This window comes from Paenibacillus wynnii (genome assembly GCF_030812855.1).
Taxonomy (GTDB): domain Bacteria; phylum Bacillota; class Bacilli; order Paenibacillales; family Paenibacillaceae; genus Paenibacillus_AQ; species Paenibacillus_AQ wynnii_A.
The window spans coordinates 1-18,682 of sequence record NZ_JAUSTK010000001.1 but is presented as its reverse complement, the minus strand read 5'-3'; the positions used below and the strand labels follow the sequence as shown (position 1 = coordinate 18,682).

Here is an 18,682-nt window from a genome sequence, read left to right as displayed (position 1 = left end):
TCCTCAAACTTTAGGGTGACGTTTGTTTCCTTGCAAGAATCGTACATTGATCTCGCCACTCCCCCCAGTGTTAGGCCCTAGCTTTAATCGGAATGTGTTACGTTTCAGTTTCTCCTTAACCTGCTTCGGTGAAAGCGACGGATTGCACTGAAGTAACTGAGCCGCCGCCCCGGAGACAATAGGTGTGGACATGCTAGTCCCTGATAGCACAAAGTATTTTTTGCCGATTCTCAAAAAAGGGAATTCACGATCCAACTGAGAACAGGGGGCCCTAAGAGAGATGATTGTCTCACCTGGAGCGACGATGTCCGGTTTGATCCGTCCGTCAAGGGTTGGTCCACGACTGGAAAACGATGTGATACGATCATCCGCTTGCACTAGGGTGCGTCTATCATCCACGGCACCAATAGTAATAGCCAAGGGACTATTTCCTGGGGACTCAATCGTACGGCGCCCTGGTCCGCTGTTTCCGGCTGCAACAACCACAATAAGACCTGCCTTGACAGCTTTTTCTACCGCTTGGCAGAGCGGATCATCCTTGCAGGGGGAAGTCATTGGACCCCCGAACGACATCGAAAGAATGCGCAGCTTTAACCGCTTCCGATTAGAGATACACCATTCGATTCCCTTAATGATTGTGGAGTCAAATCCATTCCCATCTTTATCTAATACTTTTACACCTACGATCCCCGCTTTTGGAGCAGGACCTTTGTATTTCCCTTTGCTCACCCATCCATTTCCTGCCGCATCCCCTGCAACATGTGTCCCATGGCCGTTGTCATCGTAGGGCCGTTTCTTGTGGTTAACCCAATCTTTAAAAGCAACAATCCGGTTAACAGGTCGGGTCAGATCTGGATGCGGGTACACTCCGGTATCGATAATGGCGATGTTGATCCCTTTTCCAGTAAGTCCTTTTTTCTTTTGAACAACTGTAGAACCTATAGAAGGTGTCGCTATATATAGCGATGTTTTTTTGATTCCGTCTAAGTATATTTTCTTAACCCCATCCCAGCTGCACATTCGCTTCAGACAGTGAACCGAAACTTTTGACGACACTGAATTAAGGAGGGGGAGACGCTGAATAACCGGGCAGGCGTGGTGACCTAGGTGCCTTTGTAAGGAATGTAAACAGGCCGGAGTCAGCTTATCCTGGAATTGAATAATGATTGGGATTTCAGCCGGTTTACGGCCGCGGACTATCGATTGTCGAATCTTTTTTCGTAATGGCTGATTGAATTTATCGGAATTTTTATGTAGCCAAATCTGTCCGTTCATCGTTGTGGATCACCTCTCAAGTGCATTGTATGCACTACTGATCCAGCGGGTACTACCTATTAATCTAGAAGTATTACCAAGGGGATACTCTTTTTTTGTATAATTACACTGGAGCTATCACTTAAGGGGGCCGAATAATGACGACACTTATTAATGATGTTTTAATTAAATTAATGGAACCCGTTGGCCCATTAGCAACTACGGTAGATGGTCTGATATCAGGAGACCTCTCCTCCGAAGTCAAGGGGATTATAACGGCATTCATGGCGACACAGGACGTAATTGAACAGGCGATTGCTCTTGGTGCGAACCTGCTTATCACTCATGAAGGAACATTTTACAGCCACCAGGACATTAAGGACACTTTGTTAGATGATCCGGTATATCAGGTAAAGCAGAAGCTTATTGACGAGTCTGGAATTGCTATCTACCGCTTTCATGATCATATGCATCGTTATCAGCCAGACGGCATTATGGCAGGACTGATCAAGGAATTAGGCTGGGAACCGTATGTAAATGAACATCAACCGGCTGCAACAATGGTAACCATTCCAGCTATGACTGTTAAGGAGATTGGCGAGTACATAAAGCAGAAGCTGGGGATTTCCTTTGTCCGTATTATTGGAGACTTGTCCATGACATGTACGCACATTGGATTGTTGGCCGGGTATAGAGGTGGAGGCACCCTGTGTATCCCACTTTTTGAAAAAGAGAATCTGGACTTGATCATCTCAGGTGAAGGACCCGAGTGGGAGACTCCGGAATATGTAAGGGATGCATACCATCAAGGTAAACAGAAGGCATTAATTATTCTAGGCCATGCCCAAAGCGAAGAACCCGGCATGAAGCATCTAGCCAAGTATCTCGAAGCTAGTTTTCCTATGATTCCAGTTCATTTTGTCTCGGGAAAGCATTCCTTCCATTTGGTTTGAGACTTTATTTCAATGTATACTTGTGAATAGTTGGACAAATTCAAAGCATGGGAAGGCGAGGGGAAATAATGAACTACAGAACGCTTGGCAAAACGGGGTTGAAAATATCAGAGGTCGGCTTCGGAGCTTGGGGGATCGGCAAAACAGCATGGATAGGAGCAGATGATCAGGAATCCTTGAAAGCGCTTGACCGCTCCATAGAGCTGGGACTGAATTTTATTGATACCGCGATTGGATACGGGGATGGGCACAGTGAGAGGCTTGTTGGAGAAATCGCTCGGAAACATGCTGGGAAAATTTATGTAGCTTCCAAAATTCCCCCGAAAAACGGTCAGTGGCCTGCCCGTGCCGGTGTAACTGCTGAAGAGGCGTTTACTGCGGAACATGTGATTGCTAGTACCGAGCAGAGCTTACGGAATCTAGGCTTGGAGACGATAGATATTCAGCAGTTCCATGTCTGGTCAGATGAATGGGTAGGTAAAGGAGATTGGCTGGAAGGTGTTCAGAAGCTGAAAGAACAGGGAAAGATCCGCTTTTTCGGCGTCTCTATAAATGACCACCAGCCGAATAATGCAATCAAGCTAATTGAATCCGGTCTCGTGGATACGGTGCAGGTCATTTATAATATTTTTGAACAAAGTCCAGAAGATATGCTGCTCCCAGCTTGTATAAAACATGATATTGGGGTCATCGTCCGCGTTGCTTTGGATGAAGGGGGATTGACAGGTAAAATCACGGCGGAAACTGAATTTGATAAAAGTGACTTCCGTAATCACTATTTCAAGAATGACCGCAAGCGGGAAGTGTACGATCGGGTTCAGCAAATCGCTGCTGATTTAAACATTTCTGTGGATGATATGGCTGAAAAGGCGCTGCGCTATGTACTTAGTCACCCTGCAGTTTCGACAGTTATACCAGGCATGCGTTCTATTACTAACGTGGAACGTAACATGAAGGTGGGAGACGGTTTGGGGCTTTCTCAAGACCAGCTTGCCAAGCTGAAGGCCCACCGTTGGATTCGTAATTTTTATCAATAATGTAAGATGTTCGATTTCGCCGAAATTGAATTCATAACTAAAAAAAGACTGCTAAGCACAAGGGGTACCCAAGTGTTTAGCAGTTTTTTGTACGAAGAATTGGATTATGGCCGTACTACTGTTATTCTGGTAATCGCAGTGTTCCTTCAAGCGTCACATGCGCGACTCCTCCAACTTTGATTATGGCATTAAATTCCGTTGGTATAATAGTGATGAAGAGTTTCCCCGGCCGCCCGATGGCATCTCCCTGACCAACCGTCAAATGATGGGTTTCTTCTGCATTTATAATACCCTCCAGTGCTAGATAACCGGCCAAAGCGCCATTTGCCGCTCCGGTGACAGGATCTTCGGCAATGCCGACAGCCGGAGCAAAATCTCTGGTGTACAGATCGAACCCGGGTTTTGCGTCGAATGTGAAAAGATGTGTAGTGCTGATATTATGTTTTTTATTCAAGGAAGCTAATGGTTCCATCTTAGGCTTGGCGGCGTCGATTGCAGCATGTGTTTTGACTGGAATAATAAGATGCCAATTCCCTGTACTGGCAAGCTTAATGGGAAATCGATCATCTAATTGATCTGGTTCAATACCGACCAACGAGGCGATTACCAGCGGGTCAAGCTGAATATCCTGAACTTGGGGCGAAACCTGTGTCATAGTTACCCTGCTAATGCTTCTGTCCTTGTAATCCCACTGAACGGGTATAAGCCCAATGTTGGTTTCAAAGACGACCTGATTTGCTTTTTCAGCCCATCCATACTCAGTTGCAAGCAACCAGGCAGAACCCACAGTAGCGTGGCCGCAGAAATTGATCTCCTCCTGAGGAGTGAAATAACGAACGCGGAAGTCTGCTTTCGGATCTGTAGCCGGGAATAAAAAGGCTGACTCCGGCAAATTCAACTCGTTGGCAATCTGCTGCATTTGAGTTAATGTTAATTCATTGGCATCAGGTACCACGCCAGCAGGATTGCCCTCGAACGGATTTTGGGTAAAAGCATCGACATGATAAACGCTTATCTTTTTCATTAGAATCACTCGCTCCTTCGTTTACTGTTTGTTACATCATAAAGGGAGATTAATTCTACGTAAAATGATTATTTACCATCGGACGGCTTGGAGATCAAACAGCTTTTTCGGGACCCATTGGTTGTTGTTCTGCCAGCGGCCCATCCACTTGGGAAAGAAAAGTATATCTCAATCGGGCAGTTGGAGCAGGAGCCGTTTCTGTTGCTGAAATCCGGATGCGAAAGTCTTGTGATCAACGCGTTTCAGGAGAATGAGCTAAGTATGAATACGCAGTTAGAGATTGCGGACAATTCAACGTTGATCTCAATGGTAGAGGCAGGAATTGGGGTGACGATTGTGCCTTCAATGATATTGCCGTCTACGCCCGTAAATGTGGTAGTTAAACCATTGATCCCTAGCCTAGTTCGCGAAGTGGGTTTGGTAGTACGCTCACAGCAATTGCTCAGCCCTATCGTAACAGCTTTTATCGAGGAGGCCCAAAACGGGCTGGAGGAATTTATGAAATGAGGAATAGGACTAATGGTTGATTTTGAGTGGTATAGAAGTTTCTGCGCGATATATAAGCATAACTCTGTTTCTGAAGCTGCAAAAACCCGTATGATGACACAACCGGCAATGAGTCAACATTTATCCTCTCTGGAAGCTGAGGTTGGGGAAGCTTTGTTTTTCAGAATTTCAAGAAAAATGATTCCAACGGAACGGGGCAAGGAATTATATTCACAGCTCGCTCCTCTAATCGAGTCTCTGGAAGAAACAACGACGGGGTTTAAATCTACGTCTACGCCTACGCTTGCAGTAATAAAAATTGGAGCAGCACATGAGTTTTATAGTGAAAAAATACTCCCTCAGCTTCATAAATACAATACATGCACCATTTCACATTTTGGAACCGCTGATCAATTGTTAGAATTATTGAAAAAAGATAAATTAGATATTGTGATTACATCACAGAAGGTTCAAACTCCAGGAATTGAGTATCTGAAATTAATGGATGAAAAATTTGTGGTTGTTGCCCCTAAAGATTATCAAATATTGGATACAGATAACCTAGTACTAATGGAAGAATGGCTATCTTCTCAAAACTGGCTTAGTTATGGGTTGGATCTGCCGATTATAAGAAGAATTTGGAGAGAACACTTTAAGAAACGCCCTGTAATTCGACCCGTACATATCATTCCTAATTTACATATGATTCTTAAGGCGATCGAAAACGGTGCGGGACTAAGTGTAATACCTACTTATATATTAAAAAATTCGGCAAACGAAAGTAAAACAAAAGTTATCTTTGAACATTTAAAAGTAAAAAATGAGTTATTTATCGCCTATAAACTGAAACATAAACATCTGCCTCAGATCCATGAGATTATGACTTCAATACGTGGTGAGGAATAGGGTCAGCCAGTAAATATTACGGTTGATCCTTTTTTTATTGATATCTATAAATATATTTATTAATAATACACTATTTCATAATTTGTTTTATACTAGCCCGGAAACTAGAATAAGGAGGTAACCAAAATAATAGGAGGCTATAAACAATGACGAAAAAAGTGTTGATTGTTGTTACTAATCATACAGAAATTCATGAAGGCAAAACGACTGGAATTTGGCTTTCTGAATTTGCAGAAGCTTATATGGGATTTACAAGTAAAGGGTACACGGTTTCAGTAGCAAGTCCTCTAGGAGGAAAAGGTCCAGTTGATCCTGGGAGTGTAGATAGCAACACACCGGCAGAAATTTTAGATACCAAAAAATATTTAGAGAACACTATAAAACTTGATGAAGTGTCACATGAAGAATTCGATGCCATTTTTTTGCCGGGTGGGCACGGAACAATGTATGATCTTCCGAATAGCCAGACTCTTCAGAAACTACTGCGTGATTTTTATGAAAGCAACAAGATTGTAGCCGCCGTTTGTCACGGACCAGCAGGGTTAGTGGGTGCTACATTATCGAATGGACAACCGCTTGTCGCCGGTAAACGTGTTAGTGCCTTTACAGATAGAGAAGAGGCAGAAACAACGTTGGATAAACATCTTCCTTTCTTACTTGAAAGCAAACTTCGTGATTTGGGAACTATATTTGTGGCAGCCCCTAATTGGACTTCTCATTATGAGGTAGACGGCAACTTGATTACAGGGCAGAATCCTCAGTCAACTCTCGCTGTTACAAAAGCTGTAATTGAGCAGCTGGGGTAATTAGCTTCCAACAGTCGTGTGCGAGCCGTACATGCAAGGAATTTACTCGGTTGGGCTCCGAAAGAAGAATCGATGCTCAGTTGGATTAAGAATATCTTGAAATAAAGCTGAACCCTGCTAGACACTTCATAAAGTGTTTGGCGGGGTTTTTCTTTTTCGGAATAGTAGGAAAATGCATAACGGTAGCAGCTGTACTATTGATCACCATACCATTATGGGATACGATTCATTAAGAAACTGCGGAGCTGCTAATTGATATTTAACTCGGCTGAAGCCGCGAATAGAGAGGAAATAGATATGACTACTAAGCTGTATTACGATTCTGCATATATAACTGAATGGCAAACGGACATCATCCAAACGCTGGAAAGAGAAGATGGGATTTATGTCATCCTGAAGGAGACTGCTTTTTATCCGCACGGAGGCGGGCAGCCTTGTGATGAGGGATATATTGATGGAATTCCGGTCCTTGATGTGATCAGTGAAGAAGATGAGGTACTACATAAGCTGGAACGACTTCCCGAGAATACTAAGGTGAATGGTCAGATTCATTGGAACAAAAGGTTCGACCATATGCAGCAGCATAGCGGACAGCATCTGCTCTCTGCAGTGTGCCGCAATCTTTATCAGGCTATGACGGTAAGCTTTCATTTGGGTACGGATTATTGCACCATCGATGTGGATCAGCCGGAATTAACACCCAATCAATTAGCTTCCATCGAAAATGAAGTAAACCGCCAAATTTATCTGAATCGCAGTATTGTCAGCTATTTTGTTACGGGGGAAGAAATAGCTCAATTGCAACTTGTTAAACAGCCGAAGGTGACGGAGAATATTCGGATTGTAGAAATTAAGGATGTGGAATATAACGCATGCGGGGGCACACATGTCTCATCAACTGGTGAAATCGGCATGATTAAGCTGCTGAAGGCGGAAAAGCAGAAGGGAAACGTACGGATTTATTTCAAATGCGGATATCGTGCCTTGGAGGAATTTAATAGTAGCCTGAAGATTCTGAGTACCTTGTCCACTAAATTTAATACAGGTAAAGATGAAATTATCGACCGGATTGAGAAGTGGGAGGTTGAGCAGAAACAGATTCAGGTTGAGCTGGCCTCGCTGAAAGAACAGAACGATGCATATGTCGCTCAGGATCTGTTATCTAATCATGAAGGTCATTTAATCTCACATATTTTTGAGGAGAAGTCCCTTAAGGATTTACAGAATCTTGCAAACAAGCTGACTGCAGAAAATGATATTTCCGTGCTGCTCGCGACTTCTGCGGAGAACAAGGTTGTATTTGCTTATAGTGGCGGATCTGAACTTTCCTGTGGCTCGTTCTTCAAAGCTAATCTGGGTTCATTTAACGGAAAAGGCGGAGGCAGTGATAAACAAGCACAAGCAGGATTCCCGAACTGGGAGGATGCTTTAGCTTTCTATGAATTTACAAGGACAAAATTTAATTGATTTGTCAATATCATGTGAGCTTAGTATGACATATGTTAGTTACTATGAACAAACAAAAAACAGAAATTTAGAAATAATGACAATAAACATGACATAAGCTTCTAAAAGCTAGATCCAACAAGATATAATAGGGCCATTAGCTGATTAGAATTATATATCTTAAAGATGTCACCGAAAGGTATGAGGATGATGAGCCTAGAAGCCTTAAACGAACGAGTAAAAGCTGATCTTTCCTATCTGGCGTTTGGAGGTACAGATTGGGTGCTTCCACGATACCCTTCTGAAGGGCATGTCTATGATGTTGTTATTGTCGGAGGAGGCCAGAGCGGACTAGGGGCAGCCTTCGGACTTTTACGTGAGCGGATATCTAATATTCTTGTCATTGACGAGAACAGTGAAGGTTTGGAAGGGCCATGGGAAACGTATGCTCGAATGGTGACGCTGCGAACGCCAAAGCATTTGACCTCCATTGATCTTGGGATTCCATCTCTTACGTTCCGTTCATGGTGGGAAGCACAGGTCGGATCACAAGGTTGGGAAGAGCTAGACAAAATCCCGCGGAGCGATTGGATGAACTATTTACGCTGGTATCGGCGGATTCTGGGTCTACCTGTACTCAATGAAGTGAAGCTGAAACTAATCGAGCCTATGGAAAAAGGGATTCATCGGCTTCATCTTGAAGGGGCAGGAGCACCGCCTACTAACATGCTGCTGGCACGTAAGGTGGTTCTGGCTACCGGGATTCAGGGAGGCGGTGAATGGCATGTGCCGCCAATGATTGCCGAGAAACTACCCAATTATCTCTTTGCCCATACCTCCGAGGTTATTGATTTTGAAGCACTAAAAGGCAAAAGAATTGCTATTCTGGGGGGCGGGGCATCGGCCTTTGATAATGCCAATTACGCATTGTCTGCAGGTGTCGCTGAAGCCCATATCTTTGTCCGCCGGGAGAAGCTGCCAAGCGTTAATCCGATTCGCCAGATGGAAGGTTCGGGTATGATTGAACGTTTTCATGTACTTTCAGATGCGGATAAATATGCTGTAATTTCCCATTTCTTTAACTACAATCAGCCTCCTACTAATGATACCTTTGAGCGAGCAGCGGCATGGCCCGGATTTCAGCTACACCTTGGTGCACCATGGCTTGATGTGGAGGCAGCAGGCAAGGAAGCGATGGTGACTACGCCTCAGGGGATATTCACCTTCGACTTCCTGATTATCAGCACCGGTCTTCTCAGCGATCCGGCGTTACGTCCAGAACTCCGCAATGTCGCAAGCCATATTGCTCGTTGGAGAGACTGCTACAAAGCTCCGGCTGAAGTGGCCAATCCACTGCTTGATGCGCATCCTTACCTCAGCCCAGGGTTTGCTGTTATAAGTCGGGATGAAGAGGGAAGAAAGCTCCTGCATGGGTTATATGTATTTAATTATTCAGCCTTAGCCAGCTGTGGTCTTTCGGCATCTGCGATTTCGGGCATGAAAAATGCTATACCCAAGCTAGTTACTTCAGTGGCCGATCAGCTTTTCATCGACGACCGTGAAGAAATCTTGAATAACTTCTTTACTTATAATGAAGATGAGTTTGTTGGTGAATGGCCGAAAAAAGGTTGAGTAGTAAGCCCCGAACGTACTATGGAACAGGGCTTCACAAAAAACCCTTCTTGAGAACTCAAGGAGGGTTTTTTGTGTTTTGGGATTTAGACCTCACCAATGTATCAAGGATGTTTTTTGAAAAAAATCAAGCGGCAACTAGGAAAATGGTGGATTTGAGGGTATCCCATTCATCTTTTTGGCAACGTACCAAGCATCCATGTGCTGGCAGATCATAACACCGTAGACGCGCATGGTCCACATCATCGTGGAACTCCGATTTATGCTGTGCTTAGCGGCTTTCCCCCGTTCACCACATCCGCCACCTTTTTTCCAATTCGGTATGCGGCTGAAATAAAAAATCCCCCTACGAAAGTAGGAGGAAGTTACATCTGATGGAATGAGGAAACCCTTGGCCCATCTGCCTCGGCGAATGCCGAGAGGCTATTTAATGTAATAGGGAGGGTCAAGATCGTTTCGTTATTATGCGGGACGATCTTTTTTTTTGTTTTTTTACTTGTGAATAGAAGTAAAGGAGATAGACGCTTTCGTAAGTGCCGATTATACTGAGAAGCGTCAGATGCGTACGAAAGTGATTGGTAACGGTTTACAGGCGGAGATTTGAGAGATTTTTGTGAGAGCAGACTAGTAGAATAGTAGAATTATTCGCTATGAGAGGAGCCTGAAAGTTGAGAACGATGAAATACCGTGGAATTGTCGGGATAGGGTTGTTTTTTATCCTTGCCGTTTCCCTGTTAGTGAGCATATATTCTCCGACGATTCAAGATCAGGATACCCCAGTGGCGAAGCGAGGAGTACTGGATTTATCGAGATGGGACTTTGAAAAGCAGGGGATAGTTGATCTAGATGGAGAATGGGAGTTTTATGAAGACGAATTACTGAATCCCTCCGAGATTCAGCAGAGAATAGATGAGAAATCTACATTTCTAACTGTCCCAGGCACCTGGAAGGGCAAAGTTATAGAGGGGGGGATGGACCGTAAAGGTGCTGGCACCTATCGGCTTAAAGTACTAGTCCAAGATACTGATGAGGTTCTTGGTTTGAAAATAAGGAGTATCCGCATGTCCCAAAGGTTTTTTATCAATGGTAAGCAGGAAGGGGAGGGCGGGATTCCTTCCATGGCTAGCGAGTCATTTAAGCCGGGTAATACGCCTTATACCGTTTTTTTTCATTCCAATGCCAAAGAGATCGAAATTGTAATACAAGTATCCAACTACAACTTTGTTACTGGGGGAATCGTGAATTCTATTCCTCTGGGTGTGCATGCGGATATTACAATAGAGAACAGTATTCAGATCGGGACCGACATTGGAATTATTCTGATACTGGGTATGTTTGGAGCTTACCATCTCAGTTTCTATTTCGTTGGGCGTAGAGAAAAGGCGTATTTGCTCAGTGGTTTATATTTGCTTATTCTCTCATTGAATAATTCTCTATACGGAGAGAAGGTATTTCAGCAGTTACTACCCAGTTTCCCATTTGAAAAAACGTACAAGATGCTGGAAATAAGCCAGTTTATCGGTGCGATTATCATTATTATGTTTTACTGCTCGGTCGAATCCCGGTTGATGTCAAGTAAGAAGATGAGGATAGTTTTGTCTCCATTTATCTTTTACCTTGTATCGGTTTTGGTTCTGCCCTATGGTGTACATATTCGGATGAAGTATTTTTTTGTAATGTATCTCGGAATCGTCATGCTCGTGATCATTTTTAGAATGATCTATTTGTATATTCGCAATCAGAGCCAAACTACGGATCGAAAAGAATTGTTCCTGTTCATTGGCGGAGCGATTTCGTTGCTGATTTTTTTCTTAGACGTAAGTCTTTATTCTGAGAATATTATACAAACCGATTTGGTGGGTAAATGCGGAGTAATTGGTTTTATTGTTTTCTTCAATATAATGCTAGCTGTACGATTCTCAAACACTTATGACAAGACGGAAATTCTGTCCCGTAAGCTGCTAATCTCGAATCAACTTAAAGATGAATTTCTGATGAGTACCTCTCATGAGATCAAAACGCCGCTGCATGGGATTATGAATATGACTTCCTTTTTATTGGAAGACGGAGAAGAGAATCTATATCCGACACAGAAACAGAATCTTTGGTTAATTAAGGATACTTCCACAAAGCTGTCCATGCTAATTCAGGATTTGATTGATGTCAGTCTTTTGAAGCATGGAGAATTACGTCTGCAGCAGAATGTGGTTGATCTAAGGGTAGCTTCGCAAATTGTATTTGACGTGCTGCAGTTTGAGCTTGCAGGAAAATCCGTCCAATTAGATAACCAGGTGGAGCCCAATGTTTGGGTTCTGGCAGATGATAGTCGATTACGACAGGTGATGTACAATTTAGTTCACAATGCGATCAAGCATACTGATAAAGGATACATAAAGATAAAGGCTAGTGTGGCAGGGAATACAGTGTCTATCACTGTAGAGGATACAGGGACTGGGATATCACCGGATAAGCATACAGCAATATTTGAATATTTTGAGCAGGTAGACAAACCTCTTCCGCAAGATGGTTACACAGGAATGGGAGTTGGCTTATACATTAGCCGGAAGCTAGTCGAACGGATGGGTGGTGAGATTCGGGTGGATTGGTCCGAGATCGGTCAAGGAACACAAATGATCTTTACATTGCCCAAAATTGAGCGGATACCCGGCTACCACGAAGTGGCAGCAGCGGGGGGAATGGAGCAACACGCGCATTTTGACCATACATCGCTTGATATTGTGGATCAGTCTGGGTATACAATTCTGATTGTGGATGACGAAGCCTCTAATATCCATATTCTGCTGAACATTCTAAGACGACATCACTACAATGTAATTACGGCGTTTTCAGCTAATGAAGCGATGGATAAAATGAAGCAATATCCAAATGTGGATCTAGTGATTTTGGATGTCATGATGCCGGCAATCTCAGGAATTGAGCTGTGCCGCACGCTGCGGATGCACTACTCCATTCTGGATTTACCGATTCTGTTCGCTACAGTAAAGGATGCATCACCTGATATTGCGCTTGGCTTTAGGGCTGGGGCGAATGATTATATAACCAAGCCATTTGATGGAGAGACGCTGATTGCTAGAATTCAAACGTTGATTGCGATGAAAACATCGATACAGGAAGCTATACGAAACGAGTATGCTTTTCATCAGGCACAGATTAAGCCACATTTTCTGTATAACGCGCTGAGCAGTGTGATCTCTTTTTGTTATACTGATGGTGAGAAAGCGGCTTATTTATTATCCATGCTTAGTCGATATATTCGTTATATTCTCGATATGGACCGTTCCACTTTAGTCGTGCCCCTGCACCGGGAGATAGAGCTGATTCAAGCCTACGTGGAGATTGAAAAGGCTCGTTTTGGAGAGAGATTCGATTTTATTTTCCATATGGATGAAGATCTTGGTTCCGTTGAAATCCCTTCCTTATGCATTCAGCCTTTTGTCGAAAATGCGATTAGACATGGACTGTTCGAGAAGGAAGGGCAAGGTAGAGTATCTCTCACGGTTCATGCAGGAGGAAACTACATGAAAGTTATCATCGAAGATGATGGTGTCGGTATTCCGGATGATCTGTTGTATCAATTAACCGGAGGCGAGCAGATGGATGGCAGTATCGGCATCCATAACATTCGCAAACGCCTAGGTGCCATACCTGGAGCGACCTTAACCATTCATTCCGATCTCGGATATGGGACAAAGGTGACGATGTATTTACCAGTAGTTTCAGGTGTTCTAAGAAGTAGTGAAGAAAGTTCTCACGGATGAAGTGGTTTTAGCGCAGTATAATGGAGGGAGAAATACGATGTTTCGTGTAGTTATTGTTGAAGATGAAAAGCCGATTCTTGATTTAATGAAGGTGCTGATCGGTCGCAATTCTGATTACAGAATAATGGGAGCCTTCACCAATCCGCTGGATGCGCTGGAGTGCATGCCTGAGCTTAAGCCGGACGTCGTGTTTATAGATGTTGAGATGCCAAAGATGAACGGACTTGAACTTGCAAGCAGAATTCAGCAGCTATTGCATCAGCCGGAAATTGTATTTACAACGGCCTACAAGAGTTATGCACTGGAAGCCTTTGAGGTGAATGCACTTGACTATATTCTCAAACCTATTACACCTGAAGCCATAAAACGGGTCACGGAACGTCTTGTTAAACGACAGGGAAAGACCGTTACACTTGATCAAAAGAAGAAGGGACTAACTATTCGCTGTTTCGGTGGGTTTGAAGTTCGAGATTCAGAAGGCAAGCCTATTCACTTTCGAACACGCAGGGCTGAAGAATTGTTCGCTTATTTCCTGTGTAATCCGGGTCGTTATATTAGCAAGTGGAAAGTGACAGATTTATTGTGGCCGGATATGCAGGAAGAGAGAGGGTCCTCCAATTTATATAATACAATTTACCTCTTGAAGAAAATGCTGAAGGAAAAAGGATTCGGCATGGAAATTCGCAAAATGAATGATGGATATATACTAGAAATTGGAAATGAAGTTTATGATGCACTTGAGTATCAAAAATTTCGTTTAGAAATGGTTGAAGGAAAGCAAGACATTGAGCAAATGGAGCGACTCTGTTCCTTGTATCAGGGTCCACTGCTGGATGGGAAGCCATATTTATGGAAGATTTCACTGGAGGAAGCCTACAGCAAGGATTATACGACCTGGACTCGTATGTTACTCGACAATGATTGTGCCTTTCAGAACTGGCATAAAGCGGAGCAGCGACTAGAAAAGTTCTTAAGCTTGTATCCACTGCATGAGGGGATGAATCAGCAGATGATTGATATTTATGCCAAACTCGGAAATAAGGAGATGATCGCTCGACTTTATGAGAAATTCGAAACGGCTTATCGTTCGGATCTGGGAATGGTGCCATCATCGGAGTTTAAAGACCGTGTAGCTGCATATCTAGTATAAATTGAAAAGTCAGCAAAAAAGTGGAACAGGGGGAGAAATCTCTCTGTTTTTGTTTTTTTCGGCATTCCCCGACAATTTGTGAGAAATTGTTGAACTTTGGTTGATATCATTTCCGTAAACATGAAGTAATAAATTACATAGGAAAGAAGTTGAGAGTGTGCTGCGATTAGTCAGGTCTAAGAAAGCAATTAGCATTCTATTATTGGTATTACTGGTCAACATATGCTCGTCTCTATTTATTAGAGGGGGAGAATTGGCTTATGCAGACACTGCTGATACGGATACGGTCTCGGTATTCCAAAAGGCGTATGTTACAAGTTTTATAAGTGGTGTAGTAGATGTAGTAGATTTGAAGAATCTTACGGTGGAAAAGGCAAAGATTAAAGTGGGAAATCAGCCAAACAGCGCCGCCATTAATCCCAATAAGACGCAGGTCTTCGTAACCAATAGAGGAGATGGGACAGTATCTGTTATTGATCCATTGACAGATACTGTGATCTCAACGATTAAAGTGGGGGATTGGCCTCATGGCGTTGCATTTAACGCTGACGGTAGTAAAGCCTATGTGGCAAACTACTCAAGTAACTCACTATCAGTGATCAATACAGTTACTCTTACAGTGATTAATACAATTGATGTAAGTGATCTCCCAGTTGCAATGGTTGTGAGTGGAGATAAACTGTATTTATCCCACAATGGTGGGGGTACTGTTTCTGTAATTGACATTAATAGTGATACTGTAATCTCTGGGATTTCGGTAGATAATTCAACCTACGGACTTTCACTTAATTCCGATGGTTCAAAGATCTACGTAGCAACCAGTGGGAACAATTCTATTAGTGTGATTGATACAGCAACTAATAAAGTGGAAGTGAGTATTCCTTTAGGCACCACTCCTTTCTCAACCGAAGTGAGCCCTGACGGAAGTAAGGTTTATGTAGCTAACTCCTTTAGTAATTCAGTTTCTGTTATCAATACGGCAACGAATAAGGTGGAAACATCTATTCCTGTGGGTAACAGACCATATGTAATTGGACTTTCCAAAGATGGAAGTCAAGCATATACCGTAAATTATTCCAGCAATAATATGAGTGTAATCGACACAAATAATAATACGGTAATACAAACGATACCACTCAGTGCAGGTCCTTTTATGGTAGGTACCTTCATGGTTCCTGTAGCTGTAGCTGTTAATACAGATCAGGGGAACACGGATGCTGAAGCGCCAACAGTATCGACTTATGCCCCTGAGAAGAGTGCTCAGAATGTGAAGGTCAATACGGACCTTACGTTAACTTTTAATGAGAAGGTAAATGCCGTTTCTGGAAAATCTATTACGATCTGGAAACCGCAAGTAGCGTCAACCGCTAGTGGATTGGAATTTCCAGAATTGATTACAAGTTCAATCAAAGTAGAGACAATCGCCGCTGATGATACGAGTAAAGTGACGATTTCGGACAATATAGTAAAGATCAATCCGGCTACTGACCTGGATTACAAGACGAATTATTTCGTGAAGATAGATTCATCCGCATTTAAGGATGCGGCAGGCAATAGCTACGAAGGGCTGGATGGAGAGATAGAGATTCTTGATGGCCTGGTAAATGTGCCTGATAGCTCGTCGGATGCTGAAGTATGGAATTTCAAAACGTCAGCAGCGTCGGATGCCACCGGACCCGTGGTGACGGAATTCTCACCTGCTAAAAAAGAAATTAACGTAGCAAAAGATGCGAATTTAACACTTACATTCAATGAGAATGTACGAATGGGAACGGTTAAATATATAAGTATCATGGAACCGGGGATAACCATTTCAGATGGATTTTCTAACCATTACACAGACCCAGTAGAGTTCGAAAGAATTGCCGTGAGTGATACGAAAAAAGTGACGATTTCAGGTAATAAAGTCACTATCAATCCGGCTAAAGTTCTGGAGAACAATAAATATTATTATGTTAATATGGACAGCGGTTCGTTCCAAGATATCTATAATAATGACTACCTAGGTCAACTCTCAAATGTTCGATATTTTAACACTGTATTAACGGAGTATGTTGTAGGTTCATGGTATTTTAAAACCGGAGCTCCAGCAGATACTATAGCGCCAACTACAGTAGGGTTAGCTCCCGTGAACAATGCCAAGGATGTTGCAGTTGATACGAACCTTGAACTGACATTCAGCGAGAATATTAAGGCAACTGGTAAAACAATCACGATCCTGAATAAGACAGACAACAGTATCGTGGAGACGATTACAGCAAGTGATGCTACGAAAGTTACGGTATCAGGCAATAAGGCAACCCTTAAGCTCGCTTCGAATCTGGCGAATGGAAAAGGTTACTACGTACAAATTGAGGCCGGAGCGTTTCAGGATATCGCAGGTAATAACTATACGGGTATCGGTGACAAGACATCGTGGAACTTTACAACAGTGGCTTTAGATGAGACTGCTCCAAAAGTGACGGCTCTGGCACCTGCTATTAATGCAACAAAAGTACCTCTTAACACGGATCTTACAGTGACGTTCAGCGAGGAAGTTAAGGCGGTTCAAGGGGAATATAAATATTATATTAGAATCATGTCACCGGGAAGTTCTATTTATTCTGAGGAATATGGTGAATTTAATCCTCCCCAAGAGATAGAAGTGATTGAAATTGATGATCCTAATAAAGTAACAATCACGGGGAACGTAGTGACGATTAAACAGACCAAGCTGGGTTATGGTCAAGAATATTATGTAACCATTGATGAGGGTGCTCTGGAAGACGTGGCAGGTAACCGCTATGAAGGTCTGTACGGCTTTGCGGAATATCAACAGTTCTCAGGTTCACCTGGGATAATCAAGAATGTAACGGAAAACACATGGATCTTTGAAATGATAGCTAAACCGGACACCACGCCGCCATTTGTAAAGACGTTTACACCTGTCGATAACGCGTCAGATGTTGCGGTAGATACGAGCCTTGGGTTGACGTTCAGCGAAAAGGTAGCTCCAGTCGCGGGCAAAAATATCACGATCCGCAAAATGTCTGATGATAGTGTAGTTGAAACTATTGCCGCCAACGATGCGACAAAGGTAACCATATCGGAAGGAAAAGCAACCCTAAAGTTATCATCCAGCTTGGCAGACGGAACAGGCTATTACGTGCTGATCGAAGCGAGCGCTTTTAAAGATGAAGCTAGCAACTTGTTTGCAGGCATCAGCTCCAAAACAGTATGGAACTTTACAACAGCTGCGGTTATCGCAAAAGGACCTACTGTAACATCACTATCTCCTGCAGATGAAGCAACAAATGTTGGTGTTGACTCCAATCTAAAACTGACATTTAGTGAAAATGTACAAGGAGTAACAGGCAAAAAGGTTGTGCTTAAAAAAGAGCTTGATAACAGCGTTGCCTATACATTCGATATAGGAGATATAACGAGTGTAAACGTATCTGGCACAACAGTGACGATAAATCCTTACTTGATGCTGTCAGATCATGACAGAAAATATTTGGATTATAATACGAAATACTATGTGCAAGTTGAAGCCGGAGCACTGATAGATGCGAAAGGTAACGCATTTGCAGGTATTGCAGATAAGACAACTTGGAACTTCACGACGGGATTAGCTCCAGAGAAGACGGATCTTACGGTTACTGCTTACTCGCCTACAAAAGGGGCTATGAATGTAGTAGCGGATACAAATCTGAAGCTGACATTCAGCTCAGCCGTTCAGGATGTGTGGGGTAAGAAAATTGAGATTCGAAAGAAGTCCGATAACAGCATCGTGTATAGCTTTGAAACGGGTTCTTCTGAAATTGGCATATCAGGTAACACCGTAACGTTTACTCCAATGATTGCAACACCTGGTAATGGTGTGAAAGTGGGGTATTTACAGCCGAGTACAGAATATTACGTGCTTGTTGCTGCTGGATCATTTAAGGATGCTGCCGGTAATAACTACGCAGGGATTACGGATAAAGCAACTTGGACTTTTACAACAGAATCGGATACGGACGGAGATGGTATTCCAGATAGTTTAGATCCAGACGACGATAACGATGGACTGACGGATGAGCAAGAAATTGTGCTGGGCACAGATCCGAAGAAACCAGATACAGATCATGACGGAATCAACGACAAGGACGATCCATTCCCGACTGATGCAACGAAACCGGGAACAGTCGGTGGCGAATTGGATACGGAGGGAGATGGTATTCCAGA

Annotated in this window: 12 protein-coding genes; 10 read left to right on the top strand and 2 right to left on the bottom strand. The window is 43.1% G+C overall.

All coding sequences use genetic code 11. From position 1 onward, the window contains the following. Positions 1–3: 3 nt before the first annotated feature. Complete coding sequence (locus tag J2T20_RS00060) at positions 4–1,275, bottom strand: S8 family peptidase (RefSeq protein WP_307584397.1); 1,272 nt, start codon at positions 1,273–1,275, stop codon at positions 4–6. Positions 1,276–1,412: 137 nt separating this feature from the next. Here J2T20_RS00060 and J2T20_RS00055 point away from each other — a divergent pair, with 137 nt between their 5' ends. Beyond that, complete coding sequence (locus J2T20_RS00055; RefSeq protein ID WP_307584395.1) at positions 1,413–2,207, top strand: Nif3-like dinuclear metal center hexameric protein; 795 nt, start codon at positions 1,413–1,415, stop codon at positions 2,205–2,207. 68 nt (positions 2,208–2,275) lie between these two features. Beyond that, positions 2,276–3,244, top strand: coding sequence for an aldo/keto reductase (locus tag J2T20_RS00050; protein WP_307584392.1), 969 nt, complete (start codon positions 2,276–2,278; stop codon positions 3,242–3,244). Between the two features lie 121 nt (positions 3,245–3,365). Here the strand turns inward: J2T20_RS00050 and J2T20_RS00045 are convergent, their stop codons facing one another. Next, on the bottom strand, positions 3,366–4,268 hold the full coding sequence (locus tag J2T20_RS00045) for a PhzF family phenazine biosynthesis protein (protein ID WP_307584390.1): 903 nt from the start codon (positions 4,266–4,268) through the stop codon (positions 3,366–3,368). A gap of 87 nt (positions 4,269–4,355) precedes the next feature. On the opposite strand from J2T20_RS00045, the gene J2T20_RS00040 reads away from it, so the two are divergent. From J2T20_RS00040 to J2T20_RS00005, 8 genes are all read left to right on the top strand, one after another. Beyond that, entirely contained in the window at positions 4,356–4,775 is a 420-nt protein-coding gene (locus tag J2T20_RS00040; RefSeq protein ID WP_307584388.1) for a LysR family transcriptional regulator substrate-binding protein, read from the top strand. Between the two features lie 12 nt (positions 4,776–4,787). Further along, the gene (locus tag J2T20_RS00035) at positions 4,788–5,660 is read left to right on the top strand and encodes a LysR family transcriptional regulator (RefSeq protein WP_307584386.1); all 873 of its coding nucleotides are present in this window, start codon (positions 4,788–4,790) and stop codon (positions 5,658–5,660) included. Between the two features lie 146 nt (positions 5,661–5,806). Next, positions 5,807–6,466 (top strand): type 1 glutamine amidotransferase domain-containing protein, encoded by a 660-nt coding sequence (locus tag J2T20_RS00030; protein WP_307584384.1) that lies wholly within the window; start codon positions 5,807–5,809, stop codon positions 6,464–6,466. Between the two features lie 297 nt (positions 6,467–6,763). Next, positions 6,764–7,933 carry an alanyl-tRNA editing protein gene (locus J2T20_RS00025; RefSeq protein WP_307584382.1) on the top strand — a complete coding sequence of 390 codons (1,170 nt, stop codon included), beginning with the start codon at positions 6,764–6,766 and terminating at the stop codon, positions 7,931–7,933. A 189-nt stretch (positions 7,934–8,122) separates the two neighbouring features. Then, positions 8,123–9,544, top strand: a complete 1,422-nt coding sequence (locus tag J2T20_RS00020; protein WP_307585070.1) for an FAD/NAD(P)-binding protein — start codon at positions 8,123–8,125, stop codon at positions 9,542–9,544. Positions 9,545–10,221: 677 nt separating this feature from the next. Further along, the gene (locus J2T20_RS00015; protein WP_307585068.1) at positions 10,222–13,323 is read left to right on the top strand and encodes a sensor histidine kinase; all 3,102 of its coding nucleotides are present in this window, start codon (positions 10,222–10,224) and stop codon (positions 13,321–13,323) included. A gap of 37 nt (positions 13,324–13,360) precedes the next feature. After that, positions 13,361–14,473: a response regulator gene (locus tag J2T20_RS00010; protein ID WP_307584381.1), complete on the top strand. Its 1,113-nt coding sequence runs from the start codon at positions 13,361–13,363 to the stop codon at positions 14,471–14,473. Between the two features lie 253 nt (positions 14,474–14,726). After that, positions 14,727–18,682, top strand: a 3,956-nt coding sequence (locus tag J2T20_RS00005; RefSeq protein ID WP_307584379.1) for an Ig-like domain-containing protein, incomplete at its 3' end; no start/stop codon positions are given.